Genomic DNA, 16,761 nt, shown 5'->3' on the forward strand with positions numbered 1-16,761 from the left:
CTTGATGTATGCACATCAAGCTGTTTTTTTGAAGGTGGTGTTAAGATGATTCCAAACTGGTTGCTTCAACGTGCATATTTAACGCCGAATCGTATAGCGATATATGATGAAACAGAAACTATTTCATTTGCTGAACTTCACGAACGGACGGCAAAAAGAGCAAGACAGTTTGCTTATCTCGGTGTAAAAAAAGGGGATGTTGTCGCTATCTTAATGAAAAATAGCGCACATATGGTTGAAGTCATTCACGCCCTTCATTATATTGGTGCGATTGTTTTATTACAAAATGTACGTCTATCTGTGGAAGAAGTAAAATGGCAATTAGAACATAGCGGGGCGCGATTTGTCATTTGTGATGAACCGTTTCGAGATGAACGAGCGATCGAATGGGCGGAGTTTGCCAAACTTCGTGAACGAGATGAAAAATGGCAAACGATGTACAATCTAGATGATGTCGCAACAATTATGTACACATCGGGAACGACAGGAAAGCCAAAAGGGGTTATGCAAACGTACGGAAATCATTGGTGGAGTGCAATCGGTTCTGCTCTGAATCTCGGATTACGTGAAGATGATTGTTGGCTTGCAGCTGTTCCATTTTTTCATGTTAGCGGCTTATCGATTTTAATGCGGAGCGTTATTTATGGGGTTGGTGTTTATATTATGTCGTCATTCGATGCGAAACGCATTAATGAGCTCATTTTTCAACAAAACATTACGATGATGTCCGCTGTAAGCACAATGGTGCAACAAATGATTCAAGAGTTAAAATATCCGTATCCTTCATCGTTTCGTTGTATGCTCGTTGGTGGTGGTCCTGTGCCACTTCCTTTGTTGCAATCATGTGCTGACTGGAATATACCGGTGTATCAAACGTACGGCATGACAGAAACCGCTTCGCAAGTAGCTACATTATCCCCAGATGCTCGCCATAAACACGGTTCAGCAGGAAAGCCGCTTTTCCATATGAACGTTCGTATTGAAAAAGAGGGGAAACCGCTGAATGCGAATGAAGTGGGAGAAATTGTTGTAAAAGGTCCGAGCGTCATGAAAGGGTATTGGAACAATGAGCAAGCAACAGCCGCTGTGTTAAAAGACGGTTGGTTATATACCGGAGATATCGGATATATGGATGACGAAGGGTTTTTATATGTGCTTGACCGACGTTCAGACTTAATTATTTCTGGTGGAGAGAACGTATACCCAGCTGAAATTGAATCGGTGCTTTTGCAACATGAGGCAGTAAAAGAAGCAGGTGTAGTCGGAGTTGCTGATGAAACATGGGGGCAAGTGCCATGTGCGTTTGTCGTATTGCATGATGTAACAGCAACAGAAGAGCAATTAAAGCAATTTTGTATGAATAAACTAGCGAAATATAAAGTGCCGAAGCGAATTTATATCGTTGATCATTTACCGCGCAATGCCGCAAACAAACTGATGCGCCATAAGTTGAAAAACTGGATCAATGAATAAGAGGAGGCAGCCGACGCCTCCTCTTATTGATATCCTTTTGCTGTTTCTTTCGTAATTTTTTCTTTAAACAATTTATAACTCCAAAGCTGATAGCCCACTACGATCGGCACCATGACGATGGCGACACCGAGCATAATTTTTAAGTTTAATTCACTTCCTGCGGCTTCAAAAAGCGTTGTACTATATTCATTATCGATGCGCGAAGGGAGCATGTTTGGGAACATGCCGATAAAGCCGGTGGCCATAAGCGTGAAAATGGTTAAGCAAATGTTTGTAAACGCAAGTCCAATTCGTTTTTGCCAGACGAACAATAGCATGAGCAATGCACATACGAAAGCTAGTGCGGGTACGATCCAAAGAATTGGTGCTTTCGTGAAATTATTGAATAGCGGCGTACGATTGCTTGTTGCAACGAAGAAAAGAGATAATACGACCGTTGCAACGACAGAAGCTGGACGAGCCACTTTATAAGCTCGTTCTGCTACATCTCCAACTGTTTTTAGCATGACCCATAGGGCACCAGAGACAGCAAATAAGCTAATAAATAATAAGCCGCCTAAAAGACCGTACGGATGAAGCAAGCTGAACAACGTTCCTTCATATCCAGATGGACCAATTTTTAAACCGTAAAACAAATTAGCAAAGGCAACACCAAACAGAAGCGCTAAAGCAAAACTACTAATAGTGAATGCCCATTTCCAGCTTTTTTGCCAAAGCGGTGCATCATCTTTATGCATAAACTCTAATCCGGCTGCGCGGAAAAAGAGCGCGAATAAAATGAGCATCATCGGCGTATATAAGAAGCTGAATAAATCTGCATAAACGGCTGGAAATGCGGCAAACGTTGCCCCTCCAGCTGTAATTAACCAGACTTCATTTCCGCCCCAAAACGGTCCAACCGCTTCTTGCAACTGATTTCGCTCTTGACGGTTTCTTGCTAAAAACGGAAACAACATGCCTGTGCCGAGCGTATATCCATCTAACACAAAGTATATCGTCCAAATGAGTCCCCATAAGCCGAACCAAATGATTGCAACTGTTTCATGAGACATGTTGAATTTCCCCACCTTTCGTAGCCGTGGATGTGTACGGTCCTTTTTTCGCATATTTCAACATTAAGTACACGTCTGCAATAAGTAAAATAGTATAAAACAAAACTAAGCTGACGAGTGAGAAAACAATTTGTGAAAGCGAAATAGGTGATACGGCTTCAGCTGTGCGCATTAATCCATATACTGTCCACGGTTGACGCCCGACTTCCGCAACGACCCAGCCGGCATTGATAGCGACATACGGGAGCAATACAGAATACATGACAAGTTTTAAGAAACGTCGTGATTCAACTAATTTATTTTTACGATATAAGTAAAATCCGTACCAAAATAGAGCGACAAAGTATAGACCGAGTGCTACCATTAAACGAAATGAATAAAAGACGATGTTGACATTCGGACGTTCATCTTTTGGAATTTGATCAAATCCAACGACTTTCCCATCAAACGAGTGCGTATAAAAGTAGCTTCCGAGCTTTGGAATCGTTAAAAATTCAACGATGTTACGCTCGTTTTCTGGGTCAGGAATTTGAATAATGTGAAATGGTAAACTTTCTTTTGTTTCCCACACGGCTTCGAGAGCTGCCCCTTTGGCAGGTTGCATTTTTGCCGCAAATGATGCGGATTTATGACCAATAAACGGCGTAGCTGTTGCCGCGATTAATCCTAAAATGAGCGCATATTTAAACGATTTTTCGAAAAACTCGACATGTTGTTTACGCAACAAATGCCAAGCACTAACCGCCATCACAAAAAATGCCCCAACGATATAACAGCTAACAACGGTATGAACGAACATATGCCATGCATATGGATTTGTTACAACTTCCCAAAAGTTTTGTAGTTCGATGCGGCCGTTTCTTTCAATATATCCGACCGGATTTTGCATAAAGCCGTTTGCTGTGATAATCCAAAGCGCTGAAATGTTTGTACCAAGCGCCACCATCCAGATAGAGAAGGCACGAAGTTTTGGTGAAATTTTATCCTTCCCAAATAGCCAAATGCCCATAAATGTTGACTCTAAAAAGAAAGCAACGAGCGCTTCAATGGCTAGCGGAGAGCCGAAAATATCCCCCATATATTTCGAATACTCCGACCAGTTTGTCCCGAATTGAAATTCCATTGTGATTCCTGTCACAACACCGAGGACAAAGTTAATGGCAAACAGTTTCCCCCAAAAGTCTGCCATTTGTCGATAAAGCGGATTTTTTGTTCGCACATGTTGTGTTTCCATCCATGCAATCAAAACAATAAGACCAATTGTTAACGGGACGAATAAAAAATGATAAAAAACCGTAATGGCAAATTGAAAACGGCTAAGTAAAAGTACGTCGCTCATATATCCCCCTCCGATATACTAAATATTTTTCATATGTATAAGAGTAACCTCCATACGTGAAGAAGAGATGAGAGAAATGTTGCAAAACTGTGGCGATAATTTTAAAAAAATGTGTCTATCCACGATTATTAACATGAAAAAAGAGAAAACCTCTTGCGATGAGCAAGAGGTCGTGCTGTTATTCGGTCGGTTGGAACGTTTTACAGTCTGTTTCTGTGGAGCTTGTTGCCGTTGCACCGGCATGGCTTACGACATAGATTGCGTCTGCACTACATCGATTGCCTTGTGACCAAAACTGGCAGTTTTGCACTTCACAAAGAACATCTTTTGCCATCATACTCCCCTCCTTTCTTTATACTGATGTTAGTGTAGACAAAACGTTGACAAGACATAACATGAAAAAATGAGCAAAAATAGCGAGAATTTTTATCAATAAATGTTGACATAGATAATCATTCTCAATTAGAATGAAATTGTGCAATATAAGACAAAAAGTTGGAGGGAGTTATATGTCATCGTTATTAGTTGTTGGTGCGGATCATTTAGGAAACATTACAGATAAATTAAAAAGCTCAGGATTTAAGGAAATTATTCATTTAGATGGTCGAAAAGTGAATATGGTGAAACGACAAATACCGGAGCACGTCGATATCGTATTTGTTATGACTGATTATATTAATCATAATTTAGCGAAAGTCATTAAACAAAAAGCAAAAGATCAGCATAAACCCATTTACTTTGTCAAACGTTCATGGAGTTCCATTCAATCTGTTATCGAGCAAATGGGGGAGCCAAAACGAGTGAACTAAGGAGGAGAGGACATTGTGGCAATCGTTTTTAAATGAAGTATTAGCTTACCATTACAGCATATCTCCACCTCATCGTTCATCGCTTACGTTGCTAAAAGGAATTGAACGGGCAACATCATCGTTTCCGATCGCTTCTTGTGACTCTCCCGTTACATACTATAAAATGATTGCAAAAATGACGGATTACTTGCTTCGCTTTGTTGCCAATGATCGGTCATTTGTTCACATATTAGACGAGCACGATGCGTTAATTACTGCATCATGTACGTCTGACACATGCGTTGTCCCATCATGTATGAACGTTTTTGTTGTTGACCGCATTCCTTCATTGCGTGCTATACAACAATTTGAAAATAAATTCGGCCAAACACCGAAAACGGTTCGAGTATATCATGTGATGAAAAATCGCTTATCTTATGTTACGCTGACAAGTGACACATATTGTACACGCTTGTTGTAAAAAAACCGGGTCAATCACCCGGTTTTTTTACAATTCGTCAAATCCATTAATATCCGTTGTTTTCGTGTATGAACGTGGACGAGCTTCGAAAAAGTCAGTTTTGCCTAAGTTCACATTTTCATCGCTAAAGGCGCGAATCCAAGGCATAGCGTTTTCATCCGCATCGTAACGGTCTTCTAAGCCAAGCATGCGCAGCCGTTTGTTTCCGAGATATTCGATATATTTCTCCATTTCAATTACATCAATGCCATCAATGTCGCGCAACACAAAGCGCGACCATTCTGTTTCATAACGAATCGCTTCATCGATGTAATCATATATCCATACTGAAAACGATCCGTCTTCGTCCAAATGAGGATTTTCCCATAATACAGCGCGTACGAGTTGGGAAATGAAGTAGCTATGGCATAGTTCGTCTTTATTAATATAGCTAATCATCGTTGATGTTTTCAGCATCTTTTGATTTCGCGCTAAGTTGTAAAAAAAGGCAAACCCGGAATAAAAATTAATTCCTTCTAAGACGAGCGAAGCGACAAGGGCACGGCAAAACGTTTCAACAGTTGGTCGTTCACGAAACGCTTCGTATACGCGAATGACGTGTTCGTTTCGCTTATAAATGTGCGGATTCGTGCGCGCCATTTCAAAGGCACGGTTTTGCTCGGATAGTTTCTCAATAGACGCAAGCACATACGAGTACGACTGATTATGGACGACTTCTTGTTGTTCGATAATCGAAAAAATCGCTTTGACGCTCGGATCGGTAATGTATTCTTTCATCGCTCCGATAAAGTTCGGTTGCACAGAGTCTAAAATCGAAAGCAACCCGATAATGTGTAAAAATGCATCGCGTTCCCGCTCACTTAAATGATGCCATTGTTTAATATCATCAGACATGTTAATTTCAAACGGCGTCCAAAAGTTGCCGAGCAACATTTTGTATATATCATAAAAATGGCTATATTTAATATCGTTCCAGTTTAAAATGCCGCTTGCTTTTCCGTTAATAATGCTTGTTGCTTTATTTGGATGCGACGGCTCGAGCAATTTTACTTTCGTCAATAACAAAACGTTCAACCTCCTTGAGTAGTTGGTGGACGAAAACAGCCGGCAAATGTTGTTGATGGCCGCGCGGGGATTGTTCAATTTTTAACGTGCCGAGCACCGTCGTCACTTTTCGTAAATGGTACGCCATTTCATCGACAGCGCGGCAATAGTATGGCCACATTTGATCTCCTGTACCAAACAGCGCAACAGGAGGCAAAGAAAGGTTTCGCTCTTTAATAAGAAAACGAAGTAACCTTCTCATTTCATCCGGAAGTTGTCCATTTCCCCACGTATATGAACCGAATAAAAGAAGTTGTGCTTCATGAATGAGCGATTCGATCGCAAACATATGTTCAACATTGATCGTTTTCACTGCATGTCCGGATGAGCAAAAAGCTTCTTCTATTAACAGTGCGACTTCTTTTGTGTTCCCTGTTTTCGATGTATAACAAATAAGCACGTTCATTTTTTATCCCCCTACGATGAACAAACGTCGCATTCTTCAATCGTTACTGCGGTACTACGCACGTAATACGTCGATTTTAACCGCTCTTTCCATGCGGTGAGATGCAAGTCAAGCAAGTCTTTCGCTTTGATCGTGTTATATACATATAGATTAAAACTTAACGATTGATCGACATGTTTTTGTCTTGCTGCATTTTGACGAATGCTCATCTTTTGATCCACTTCATAGGCGTTATCGTAAAACCAAAACGTTTTTGCGTTTAAATCAGGGACGGTCACAGGAATTTTATAATTTTTCTTTTCTTCAAAGTATAAACGGTTAAAGACAGGGTCGCACGATGCCGTTCCGTTTGCTAAAACGGATGTGGAAGCGTTTGGTGCAGGCGCCATTAAATAGCCATTACGCATACCATATTGCATGACTTGCTTCTTCAATCCATCCCAGTCTAACTCATCATGGGAGGAATATCCACGAAGCCCAAAGTATTTTCCTGTGTGCCAATCGGAGCCTTCAAATGCTGGATATGCTCCTTTTTCTTTCGCAAGTTCCATGCTCGCTTTGATCGTGAGGTAAGCAATTTTCTCGAACAACCGATCAGCAAGTTGTACACTTTCTTCGCTGTTCCATTTGATCCCTTTTAACGCTAATAAATGATGCCAAGAAAATGCTCCTAAGCCGATGGCACGATATTTTTTATTTGTGATGACAGCTTGCAACACTTCAATTCGTTTTTCGTTTAAGTCGATAACGTTATCGAGCATGCGCACTTGAATCGGGATTAGCCGTTCTAACACATCATCTTGTACAGCGCGTGCTAAATGAATGCTCGATAAGTTGCAAACGACAAAGTCGCCCGGTTTTTTATGAACGATAATCTCTCCATCTTCTGTATATTCTTTTGTGACGATCGTTGGGCTCATGTTTTGCATAATTTCTGTACATAAATTGCTAGAATAAATCATGCCTGCGTGTTTATTCGGGTTCATGCGATTCGCTTCATCACGATAGAACATATAAGGCGTGCCCGTTTCTAACTGAGACTTTAATATTCGTTTCATAATTTCGATAGCAGGAACACGCTCTTTACTTAACGCTGGATGATTCACACACTCCTCATATTTTTCACGGAACGAACCAGCTCCGCGTTCTTCATCATAAAAGTCTTCCAATCCTAATGGGTTTCCATTTTTATCTTTCCATCCCATTACTTTTTTCACTTCATGTGGGTCAAATAAATACCAATCGCCACGCTTTTCGACTTGTTCCATAAATAAGTCAGGAATGCATACGCCGTAAAATAAATCATGAGCTTTTGTTCGTTCATCGCCGTTGTTTAGCTTCGCGTCTAAAAACGAGAAAATGTCTTTATGCCAAACGTCTAAATATACCGCGATGCTTCCTTGTCGCGTACCGAGTTGGTCAACCGATACAGCGGTATTGTTTAATTGGCGCATCCAAGGAATGACGCCAGAGGAGACGCCTTTAAATCCTTTAATATCGGAATTGCGCGCACGAATTTTTCCTAAATATACGCCAATTCCTCCCCCGCCTTTTGATAGACGAGCGACATCTGTATTCGACTCATAAATGCCAATTAAACTATCGTCTACTGTATCAATAAAACAACTCGACAATTGACCATATGACTTCCCAGCGTTTGCGTAAGTTGGCGTAGCGACGGTCATATATTGATTAGATAACGCCCAATACGCTTCTTTCGCTAGTGCCATTCGTTTTGTCGGATGTTCATATGCCATTAATGTTAAAGCAATCGTTAAAAAGCGCTCTTGCGGCAGTTCGTAAATTTCGCCGCTATACCCTTTCGCTAAATAGCGGTCAACGAGCGTTTTTAACCCGATGTATGTAAATAGCTCGTCTTTTTTCACATCAATCCATGTGCCCGCTTCTTGGAGCTCTTTTTTCGTATATCGTTCCAGTAAAAACGAGTCGTAAATGCCGAGATCGACAAGCATTGTTTGCAATTCATAAAAGTAGCGATATGTGTCGGATACATCATAGCCGCGATTTTTAGCTGCTTCGTCGTATAGCTGTTGCAAATAAAGACGAGCTGCAACAAACGTCCAATCCGGCTGTTCTACTGTGATTTCATCAAGCGCATTTAAAATGAGTTTATTCATCATATCGTTGTATCGCTGCGTATGGGCAAGTGCTCGGACAGTACGTTCGATGTATCGCTCGCTCGCTAAGTGCGGAAAGTCTTTGAAAATAGGAAACAATAATGTGCGGATTGTTTCTTCATTTACTTCTGTTTGTTGTTTTATGTACACCATATAACATCCCTTCCCCTAAAAAAATAAAAACATCCGCTCTCGTTGAGCGGATGAAACGATGGAAAAAGGCATGCTTTCACCATCGTTTCATCTTCTCAATCCCCGAAGAATATGAAACGATACAAGGAAGGCAGGTCTCCTGACTCGCGCTTCTTCCTACTTTGGATTCCTTCCCATATATGCGCCTGAAAAGCTGACATATACAGTGGTGTTGTTTCCATTTCGTCTGCGCACACAGTTGCGGGGACAGCTCTGGATTCGCACCAGATTCCCTATTAAGTCCGTTCGGACACCTTCACTTGTCGGTTTCAATATATAGTTGTTGTTTTGTTTATTCATCACAATATGTTGTATAAAAAAGGTTTACGTTTAAAACTATAACGAAAAATTTCAACATTTGCAATCATTATTTTTCATCATTTGCTAAATAGCGCCGGTCTTTCATAAACAGCCGCCAAAAATAAATGAAACCTGGAAATAAAATTGCAAAGCCAACGATATACGTCACAAAAAGAGCACGAAACGTATTCGGATGCGTAAATCCGGATTCGATTGTCACATTCGGATAAATCATATACGGTAAATGAGCTTTTCCGTATGCGTAACTTGCACAAAAATATTGCAAGACGATGGCTACAACCGCAAGGCGTGGCATTCCGCGTCCGTTTTTCTTTTTCCATGATGGGAGAAAAAGCGCCCCACCAGCTAAAAGAAATAACATGACAGAAGCGGCAAGCCACGGCCAACGTGCAATCATTCCGTCATATAGCCAACGCGCTTCATTTCGCATCGTGACCATAATGAGAATAGAGGAGAGCAAAGCGAACGGACCGATGATGAGCGCATCGCGGCGATAAATCGTATACGCTTCCATTTCATTTGCTTCGTTTGAGTAGTCTGCTAATAAAAGCGACGAAAGAAAGAGTGTACTTGTAATCGCGAAGGCGATAAATGCATATTCATGTGGGCTTGTAAATAGGCGATCGAGCCGAAGACGACTGACACCATTCATTGTTTCAACAAAAGACCCGTGTGTAATTGGTAACACGCTAATTAAAAACGCTGGAATAAGCAAACCGCTTATGCCAGAAATGTAAACGAGCACTTTTTCATATTTAGGAGCAACGTGCGAAAAGACGAGGAACGCACTACGTACAGTAAGCAAAAGTAAAATAATGCTTCCCGGGATAAGTAAAATGGTTCCAAGCATAAACGTTGCTCCAGGAAAAAAGCTGACGAGCGCCACGACGATGGCAACGATAAAGACGTTCGTCACTTCCCATGTCGGCGACAAATATCGGTTTGCGATTTTCGTTGCTTTCGTTTGTGGACGATTGATATATACCATTGACCAAAACCCTGCTCCAAAGTCCATTGTCGCCATGACCGCGTAAATAAAAATAAATCCCCATAAAATTGAAATGGCAATTAATTCATCTGTCATCATCTTGCTCCTTTCTACATGTGCGTAGATAAGTGTTGTTCAATCGGATGGCGGCGGAAATACGAGCGCAAGACGAGCACGACCGCGATGAGTAAAAATACGTAAATGGACGTAAACAGAAGAAAAAGCGTTCCTAAATTTGTTGATTGTGTTACAGCTTCTGCCGTTGTCATCATGCGATAAATGACCCAAGGCTGTCTCCCTGTGCAAGCAAAAATCCAGCCAAATTCAATGCCGAGAAGAGCGAGCGGTCCAGCAGTAACAACTGTCCACATAAACCAGTTCGGAAATATGTGTTGTTTTCTTATGCGATGCCAAACGAATCCGACAATCGAAAGAAGGAGAAGAAACATGCCAATTCCGACCATTGCATTAAAAAGTGTATGGACAAACAACGGTGGCCACCATTCTTCTGGAAAATCATTTAACCCGACAACGACGGTATCGAAACGATTGCCTGCTAAAAAGCTAAGCAACCATGGAATTTCAATTCCCCATTTGACTGTTTGTGTTTCGCGATCTGTAAAACCGCCGATGACGAGCGGGGCGTGCGACTGTGTTTCAAACAATCCTTCAGCAGCAGCTAATTTTTCTGGTTGATATTCATGAAGAAGTTGAGCCGATTCGTGCCCGTTTATGGCTGTTAGTAAAGAAAATACGCCGCCAACTGTTAAACCGAGCATGAGCGCTTTTTTATGAAAAAGTTGGATGCGTTCATGGTGTCTATTTTTCAACATGTGATATGCTGCGATTGAAGCGATCGTAAACGCACCTGTCATATACGCTGACAAAACGACGTGTGTTGCTGTGACGGCAAAGCTTGGATTAAAAAATGCTTCCCACGGATTAACGTCAACAATTTGCCCATTTTCGATACGAAAGCCTGTCGGTGTTCCTTCAAAAGCGTGAACGTTCGTAATTAAAATGGCAGAAGCGGCTGCTCCGATGGCAACAAGCGTCAAGCTGATGATGCGCATCGTTGGGGAAATGCGGTCAGCTGCGTATACGTAAATAGATAAAAATAACGCTTCGACGAAAAACGCATAAATCTCGATTTGAAACGGCAGCGCCATCACTTTACCGACCACTTCCATAAAGCCTGGCCATAAAAGTGAAAGTTGTACTCCTGCGATAGTACCAGACGGAATCGCTACGCCAAGCAAAATAGCGAGCGCTTTTGTCCAACGATTTGCCATAAGGGCATAGTCATTGTCTTTCGTTTTTTGATATAGTAGCTCGGCCAATAAAATCATAAGCGGGATACCGACCCCAAGCGTCGCAAAAATAATATGAAACGCCATCGTTGTGCCAAATAACGTTCTTGCTGTTAATACGTGATCCATACCGAAATGTTCATCCCTTTCCATACATTGTCGTTTCATAGTTTGATTTGAAAAGGGAAAAAATATGCAAAAAAATAAGCGACCGTAACGATCGCTTATTGTAATGCTTTTTTTAATGCGGATATATTGTCATTCATGATCGCAAAGTAATCTTTGTTGTTTGCGATATCATCGTTTGTGCGCGCCTCTAAGTTGTGAAGGATGAGTACATCCGCTCCAATTTCATTTTTTACGACTTCAGCAATTTTTGATGTAACATTTTGTTCAAAAAAGATATACTGTATGTCGTGCTCTTTTGCTTTTTTAATGATAGAAGTAAGCTGTTTTTGTGACGGCTCATTTGTCGGTGATAGTCCAGTCACGCTTATTTGTTTTAAGCCGTATCGTTTCTCCCAATAGCCATATGCGGCATGAGCAACAAGAATATCTTTTCTTTTCGCCTCTTTCATCAATTGTTGAAATTGTTGATCGAGTTGTTCAAGCTGCTGTTTTAACGAAGTGAAGTTTTGTTCAAAATCGTCTTTCGCTTCAGGTTTAAGTTCTGTTAACGTTTGTTTAATCGTTTCGGCCATTTGAATGGAATAAATCGGATCTAACCAGACGTGTGGATCGATATCTCCGTGAACATGTTCATCTTCATGGGCATGTTCATCTTCATGGGCATGTTCATCTTCATGGGCATGTTCATCTTCATGGGCATGTTCATCTTCATGGGCATGTTCATCTTCATGGGCATGTTCATCTTCATGGGCATGTTCGTCTTCATGATTATGATTGGATGGAAGCAATTGTATGTTTTCCGTTGCTTGTACGAACTTCACACGCTCATTTTCTAGCGTTTTGCTCATACGATCGACAAATCCTTCCATTCCTTGACCGATGTAAATGAGAGCGTGCGCATCAGCAATTTGTTGCATCGTTTTTGCTGTTGGCTCATATGTGTGTGCATCGACGCCAGGAGGGTATACACTTTCGACACGAACGTGCTCGCCACCAATTTTTTCGGTAAAGTCTTGAAGTGGGTACACCGTTGTATAAATGATAAGTTGATCGTCTGTTTCTTTGCTAGTTGATGGAGTTGCATTGTCCTTTTGATTGCAACCAAATAATGTGAGTGTGCTTGCGAGTATAATAGTTAACATTGCACGTAATTTCATATTTTTTCCTCCTCTCAAAAAAGAAGGATGTTTATGAAAACATCCTTTTTCTCCTAGCTTATTATATCGTAATCGTTACGATTTGAAAATTATAATGCACTTGTAAATGGTGGAAGCGGATCAACAAAAGTAGACCAATCTTGTTTCATTTCTTCGTCTGTTAATAAACATGCATCAAGAGAAGAAGCAATCGTTTGTTCATCCATATCAATGCCGATCAATACGAGCTCTGTCATGCGATCGCCGTACGTATCGTCCCATTTTGCACGCAACTCTGGTTCTTCTTGCAAAATTTGTTCCCGTTCATGTGGAGGATATGTTGCAATCCATTCCCCAGCCCCTTGAATCATAATGGACGGTCCAGCTTGTGAAAGAAGTCCGCACATATTGTTGCGGGAAGCGAGCCAGAAAAAGCCTTTGGCGCGAACGATTTCAACTGGCCATTGTTCGAGCCAATGCATAAGCCGTTCTGGATGAAATGGGCGACGGCGGCGATATACGAAAGAAGAAATGCCGTATTCCTCTGTTTCTGGTGTATGCTCTTCATTTAGTTCTTTGATCCATCCGGCCGATTGGCTTGCTTTTTCGAAGTCAAATAAACGAGTGTTTAAAATGTCATGAAGCGCCACTTTTCCGTATGTTGTTCGAATGATTTTTGCTTCTGGGTTTAATTTACGAAGGAGCGCTTCTAATTCGTCTGCATCTTCTTCAGAAATGCAGTCGATTTTATTTAAAATAAGTACATTTGCAAATTCAATTTGATCAATTAGTAAATCGACAACTTCACGCGTATCTGTTTCGTCGACCGCCTGTTTGCGATCTAATAACGTTTCATCGGAGGCAAAATCATGCCAAAAACGATTGGCATCGACGACGGTAACCATCGTATCTAATCGACATGTTGACGTTAAATCAATGCCAAACTCCTCATCGATGTACGTAAACGTTTGAGCGACAGGAATCGGTTCGCTAATACCGGATGATTCGATGACGATGTAATCAATGTCTCCAGCGTTAACAAGTTTTTCGACTTCTTTCATTAAATCTTCCCGTAACGTACAGCAAATACAGCCGTTTTGAATTTGCACAAGCTTTTCTTCTGTACGTGAAAACCCGCCTTGTTTAATGAGCTCAGCGTCGATATTCACCTCGCTCATGTCGTTGACGATAACAGCAATTTTTAACCCTTCACGATTGTTTAAAATATGATTAAGCAACGTCGTTTTTCCAGAACCTAAATATCCGCTTAATACGGTTACAGGCACTTTCATACATGTTTCTCCTTCCTTAAAACGTAATTATTACGATTTACAACGTCTATCATATCGAAAAAAAAGAGAAAGAACAACTATTTTTGCTCTTTCTCTGGGACAGGATCAAATCCACCAGGATGAAGAGGATGGCATTTTAAAATACGTTTAATCGTTAAATAGCCCCCTTTCAGTGCACCGAAACGGCGAATGGCTTCTAATCCGTAATGTGAACAAGTCGGATAAAAGCGGCATGTCGGCGGTTTTAAAGGGGAAATAAACCGTTGGTAAAAACGAATAAGTAAAATGAGCATATGTTTCATATCATACACCTATCCCTATTTTTGCTTATTTTAACATAGTTGAATGAAGTCATTCCAACAAAAAAAGATGAAAAAAGTCGGACTTTTGTGTATGATAAAAACGTAACAATTGAAAAAGAGGTGAGAGGTATGCCTTCAGTAGAAAGTTTTGAGCTTGATCATTGTGCGGTCAAAGCACCGTACGTTCGCCATTGCGGCGTTCATAAAGTTGGCAGCGACGGTGTTGTGAATAAATTTGATATTCGTTTTTGTCAGCCTAACAAAGAAGCAATGCAGCCTGCAGCGATTCATACGCTCGAGCATTTGCTAGCGGTGCACATTCGTAAGCACGCCGAAAAATACGACCATTTTGATATTATTGATATTTCGCCAATGGGATGTCAAACAGGCTATTATTTAGTCGTTAGCGGCACGCCAACCGTTGAAGAAATTATTGACTTGCTAGAGGCAACGATGAATGAGGCGCTAACCGTCACAGAAGTGCCAGCTGCAACAGAAAAAGAGTGTGGTCAAGCGAAGTTGCATGATTTAGAAGGAGCAAAGCGACTCATGCGCTACTGGCTATCGCAACCAAAAGAAGAATTGAAAAAAGTGTTTGGCTAAAAAACAAAGGTTCAGGCGTCACATGTCTGAACCTTTGTTTTTTTCAGTTGGCTCATCGATAGTATGTTTGTATTTGTATGCTTTTGAAATCGTTAAAACGCTTAAGATGAGCACGACAAATACGATGATGATGGAAATGATAAAAGTGAGCAACATGTGCAACCCTCCATATTCTATATTAATGTAAAAGCGTATTATTTTCCAAAACTTTTTTTGTTTGCTACAATGGAGAAGGGGAAAGTTTATACTTGAGGAGGGAATGAATGTGAAGGAAAAATTAATTGACATTGTAAACAAACAAATTGCGAATTGGAACGTATTATATGTGAAACTGCACAACTACCATTGGTATGTGAAAGGTCCACAATTTTTTACGTTGCATACAAAATTTGAAGAGCTGTACAATGAAGCTGCGCTACATATTGATGAATTAGCGGAGCGTTTATTGGCGCTAGGTGGAAAGCCGTTAGCGACGATGAAAGAGTATTTAGCGGTAGCGTCTGTACATGAAGCAAAAGGAAATGAAACAGCCGAGGAAATGGTGGCAGAAATCGTTCGTGATTTTGAAACGATGATTCATGAGCTCAAAGACGGCATGGATTATGCTGGAGAAATTAATGATGAAACGACAGGTGATATGCTTTTAGGCATTCATCAAAGTTTAGAAAAACACGTGTGGATGTTAAAATCGTTTCTTGGATAAGGTGGGATTTCCCACTTTTTTCTTAATTCCATCACTTTGAAGGTAATAGGGGATTGTTCTATGCTTTTTTGCATGAAAACAAATGGATCGACTCACACTAACCGTAATAAATGGAAAAGGGGTGGGGCGATGAAAAAAACGTATTATGTGTCGGTGGCACGCGGTGAAATTTCGCAGGTAAAAACTGCTTCGCCGTGGGAATTTCGAATTGAAGCGACTGATGAAGAAATTATTCAATTGCGAGAGTATTTTGATGAAATGTATTCATCCGATTGGCAATCGTTTTGGCGCGCACATGTGCCATATGTGCAATATCATTATGACCGTCCGAATGATGGGTACGATCATGCGATAAAAAAAGTGTACGAACTCATTTATGAGCTTGGAGATGAAGAAGCGAGACAACAAATTGAAACGATGGGAGTCATACAGTCATAAAAGCTGTCTGCCATTTGATTGTGTGGTACAATGAAGAAAACATGCAGTTGAGGGTAGACGGCGATGATTGTATTTCAAGATGACTACGGATACGACGTTCGACTTTCTTTTTCTGACCATCCTTTTTCACGACATCCGAAACATGTTCTTGTTATTTGTCGGTACAACGGTCGTTGGTTATTGACCAATCACGCTGTACGAGGCTGGGAATTCCCGGGGGGTAAAGTAGAAGAGGGAGAGACGGCGGAACAGGCAGCGATTCGTGAAGTAAGGGAAGAAACAGGAGGAATTGTTCAAAAGATCATGTACATCGGGCAGTATGAAGTCAAACGTCCGAATGAAACGATTGTAAAAAATATTTATTTTGCTCATGTTGAGTCTTTGGAACAAAGGGAGTCGTATTTTGAAACAAATGGTCCTGTTCTCATTGAGCATATGCCAGATGACATAGCGAAAGATGAACGATTTAGTTTTATTATGAAAGATGGCGTATGGTCATATACGAAACGACAGTTAGAGCGGCGGGGAATGGTTTAAAGCCCCACCGCCTTTTCTTTGCATGTGGG

The 16,761-nt window shown here is 41.0% G+C and carries 19 protein-coding genes and 1 riboswitch; of the genes, 7 read left to right on the forward strand and 12 right to left on the reverse strand.

The window, feature by feature from the left end:
- Positions 1-45 precede the first annotated feature (45 nt).
- Entirely contained in the window at positions 46-1,473 is a 1,428-nt protein-coding gene (locus JV16_RS05725; protein WP_021095533.1) for an o-succinylbenzoate--CoA ligase, read from the forward strand.
- A gap of 23 nt (positions 1,474-1,496) precedes the next feature.
- On the opposite strand, the gene cydB is transcribed toward JV16_RS05725, so the two are convergent.
- The 3 genes from cydB to JV16_RS15130 form a co-directional block, all read right to left on the reverse strand.
- Positions 1,497-2,525: a cytochrome d ubiquinol oxidase subunit II gene (cydB, locus tag JV16_RS05730; protein ID WP_021095534.1), complete on the reverse strand. Its 1,029-nt coding sequence runs from the start codon at positions 2,523-2,525 to the stop codon at positions 1,497-1,499.
- Positions 2,515-3,864: a cytochrome ubiquinol oxidase subunit I gene (locus tag JV16_RS05735; RefSeq protein ID WP_021095535.1), complete on the reverse strand. Its 1,350-nt coding sequence runs from the start codon at positions 3,862-3,864 to the stop codon at positions 2,515-2,517. The genes cydB and JV16_RS05735 overlap by 11 nt, the downstream gene beginning before the upstream one ends.
- Positions 3,865-4,042: 178 nt before the next feature.
- A complete protein-coding gene (locus tag JV16_RS15130) occupies positions 4,043-4,198 on the reverse strand; it encodes a DUF1540 domain-containing protein (RefSeq protein ID WP_069201719.1) in 156 nt (51 codons plus the stop codon).
- A 175-nt stretch (positions 4,199-4,373) separates the two neighbouring features.
- On the opposite strand from JV16_RS15130, the gene JV16_RS05740 reads away from it, so the two are divergent.
- A complete protein-coding gene (locus JV16_RS05740) occupies positions 4,374-4,673 on the forward strand; it encodes a DUF2325 domain-containing protein (protein WP_021095537.1) in 300 nt (99 codons plus the stop codon).
- 13 nt (positions 4,674-4,686) lie between these two features.
- Positions 4,687-5,133, forward strand: coding sequence for a hypothetical protein (locus JV16_RS05745; protein ID WP_021095538.1), 447 nt, complete (start codon positions 4,687-4,689; stop codon positions 5,131-5,133).
- 27 nt (positions 5,134-5,160) lie between these two features.
- Here JV16_RS05745 and JV16_RS05750 read toward each other — a convergent pair whose 3' ends face one another.
- From JV16_RS05750 to yidD, 8 genes are all read right to left on the reverse strand, one after another.
- Positions 5,161-6,198 (reverse strand): ribonucleotide-diphosphate reductase subunit beta, encoded by a 1,038-nt coding sequence (locus JV16_RS05750; RefSeq protein ID WP_021095539.1) that lies wholly within the window; start codon positions 6,196-6,198, stop codon positions 5,161-5,163.
- The gene (locus tag JV16_RS05755; protein WP_021095540.1) at positions 6,152-6,643 is read right to left on the reverse strand and encodes a flavodoxin domain-containing protein; all 492 of its coding nucleotides are present in this window, start codon (positions 6,641-6,643) and stop codon (positions 6,152-6,154) included. Before JV16_RS05755 ends, JV16_RS05750 begins: the two co-directional genes overlap by 47 nt.
- 11 nt (positions 6,644-6,654) lie before the next feature.
- On the reverse strand, positions 6,655-8,934 hold the full coding sequence (locus JV16_RS05760; protein ID WP_021095541.1) for a ribonucleoside-diphosphate reductase subunit alpha: 2,280 nt from the start codon (positions 8,932-8,934) through the stop codon (positions 6,655-6,657).
- A 111-nt stretch (positions 8,935-9,045) separates the two neighbouring features.
- A riboswitch (cobalamin riboswitch) is annotated at positions 9,046-9,246 on the reverse strand.
- A gap of 94 nt (positions 9,247-9,340) precedes the next feature.
- On the reverse strand, positions 9,341-10,378 hold the full coding sequence (locus JV16_RS05765; protein WP_042534690.1) for a cytochrome d ubiquinol oxidase subunit II: 1,038 nt from the start codon (positions 10,376-10,378) through the stop codon (positions 9,341-9,343).
- Positions 10,379-10,392: 14 nt separating this feature from the next.
- Positions 10,393-11,721, reverse strand: coding sequence for a cytochrome ubiquinol oxidase subunit I (locus JV16_RS05770; protein WP_035063431.1), 1,329 nt, complete (start codon positions 11,719-11,721; stop codon positions 10,393-10,395).
- Positions 11,722-11,816: 95 nt separating this feature from the next.
- A complete protein-coding gene (locus JV16_RS05775; protein ID WP_042534692.1) occupies positions 11,817-12,878 on the reverse strand; it encodes a metal ABC transporter solute-binding protein, Zn/Mn family in 1,062 nt (353 codons plus the stop codon).
- Positions 12,879-12,967: 89 nt separating this feature from the next.
- Positions 12,968-14,149 (reverse strand): GTP-binding protein, encoded by a 1,182-nt coding sequence (locus JV16_RS05780; RefSeq protein ID WP_042534694.1) that lies wholly within the window; start codon positions 14,147-14,149, stop codon positions 12,968-12,970.
- A gap of 77 nt (positions 14,150-14,226) precedes the next feature.
- Positions 14,227-14,451 (reverse strand): membrane protein insertion efficiency factor YidD, encoded by a 225-nt coding sequence (gene yidD, locus JV16_RS05785; RefSeq protein ID WP_021095546.1) that lies wholly within the window; start codon positions 14,449-14,451, stop codon positions 14,227-14,229.
- Between the two features lie 129 nt (positions 14,452-14,580).
- Here yidD and JV16_RS05790 point away from each other — a divergent pair, with 129 nt between their 5' ends.
- The gene (locus JV16_RS05790; protein WP_009361625.1) at positions 14,581-15,054 is read left to right on the forward strand and encodes an S-ribosylhomocysteine lyase; all 474 of its coding nucleotides are present in this window, start codon (positions 14,581-14,583) and stop codon (positions 15,052-15,054) included.
- Between the two features lie 18 nt (positions 15,055-15,072).
- Here JV16_RS05790 and ytzI read toward each other — a convergent pair whose 3' ends face one another.
- The gene (ytzI, locus tag JV16_RS15135; RefSeq protein WP_084220283.1) at positions 15,073-15,210 is read right to left on the reverse strand and encodes a YtzI protein; all 138 of its coding nucleotides are present in this window, start codon (positions 15,208-15,210) and stop codon (positions 15,073-15,075) included.
- Positions 15,211-15,319: 109 nt separating this feature from the next.
- Here ytzI and JV16_RS05795 point away from each other — a divergent pair, with 109 nt between their 5' ends.
- From JV16_RS05795 to ytkD, 3 genes are all read left to right on the forward strand, one after another.
- Entirely contained in the window at positions 15,320-15,757 is a 438-nt protein-coding gene (locus tag JV16_RS05795) for a Dps family protein (protein ID WP_042534695.1), read from the forward strand.
- A gap of 129 nt (positions 15,758-15,886) precedes the next feature.
- Entirely contained in the window at positions 15,887-16,195 is a 309-nt protein-coding gene (locus JV16_RS05800; RefSeq protein WP_021095550.1) for a hypothetical protein, read from the forward strand.
- Between the two features lie 63 nt (positions 16,196-16,258).
- Positions 16,259-16,732, forward strand: a complete 474-nt coding sequence (ytkD, locus tag JV16_RS05805) for an RNA deprotection pyrophosphohydrolase (RefSeq protein WP_042534697.1) — start codon at positions 16,259-16,261, stop codon at positions 16,730-16,732.
- Positions 16,733-16,761 lie beyond the last annotated feature (29 nt).

It is taken from the genome of Anoxybacillus ayderensis, from assembly GCF_000833605.1.
In the GTDB taxonomy this organism is placed as follows: domain Bacteria; phylum Bacillota; class Bacilli; order Bacillales; family Anoxybacillaceae; genus Anoxybacillus; species Anoxybacillus ayderensis.

Bases quoted from the DNA above. Each gene is read 5' to 3' on its own strand.
- JV16_RS05725 (WP_021095533.1), top strand. From the start codon at position 46: ATGATTCCAAACTGGTTGCTTCAACGTGCATATTTAACGCCGAATCGT.
- cydB (WP_021095534.1), bottom strand. From the start codon at position 2,525: ATGTCTCATGAAACAGTTGCAATCATTTGGTTCGGCTTATGGGGACTC.
- JV16_RS05735 (WP_021095535.1), bottom strand. From the start codon at position 3,864: ATGAGCGACGTACTTTTACTTAGCCGTTTTCAATTTGCCATTACGGTT.
- JV16_RS15130 (WP_069201719.1), bottom strand. From the start codon at position 4,198: ATGGCAAAAGATGTTCTTTGTGAAGTGCAAAACTGCCAGTTTTGGTCA.
- JV16_RS05740 (WP_021095537.1), top strand. From the start codon at position 4,374: ATGTCATCGTTATTAGTTGTTGGTGCGGATCATTTAGGAAACATTACA.
- JV16_RS05755 (WP_021095540.1), bottom strand. From the start codon at position 6,643: ATGAACGTGCTTATTTGTTATACATCGAAAACAGGGAACACAAAAGAA.
- JV16_RS05760 (WP_021095541.1), bottom strand. From the start codon at position 8,934: ATGGTGTACATAAAACAACAAACAGAAGTAAATGAAGAAACAATCCGC.
- JV16_RS05765 (WP_042534690.1), bottom strand. From the start codon at position 10,378: ATGACAGATGAATTAATTGCCATTTCAATTTTATGGGGATTTATTTTT.
- JV16_RS05770 (WP_035063431.1), bottom strand. From the start codon at position 11,721: ATGGATCACGTATTAACAGCAAGAACGTTATTTGGCACAACGATGGCG.
- JV16_RS05775 (WP_042534692.1), bottom strand. From the start codon at position 12,878: ATGAAATTACGTGCAATGTTAACTATTATACTCGCAAGCACACTCACA.
- JV16_RS05780 (WP_042534694.1), bottom strand. From the start codon at position 14,149: ATGAAAGTGCCTGTAACCGTATTAAGCGGATATTTAGGTTCTGGAAAA.
- yidD (WP_021095546.1), bottom strand. From the start codon at position 14,451: ATGAAACATATGCTCATTTTACTTATTCGTTTTTACCAACGGTTTATT.
- JV16_RS05790 (WP_009361625.1), top strand. From the start codon at position 14,581: ATGCCTTCAGTAGAAAGTTTTGAGCTTGATCATTGTGCGGTCAAAGCA.
- ytzI (WP_084220283.1), bottom strand. From the start codon at position 15,210: ATGTTGCTCACTTTTATCATTTCCATCATCATCGTATTTGTCGTGCTC.
- JV16_RS05800 (WP_021095550.1), top strand. From the start codon at position 15,887: ATGAAAAAAACGTATTATGTGTCGGTGGCACGCGGTGAAATTTCGCAG.
- ytkD (WP_042534697.1), top strand. From the start codon at position 16,259: ATGATTGTATTTCAAGATGACTACGGATACGACGTTCGACTTTCTTTT.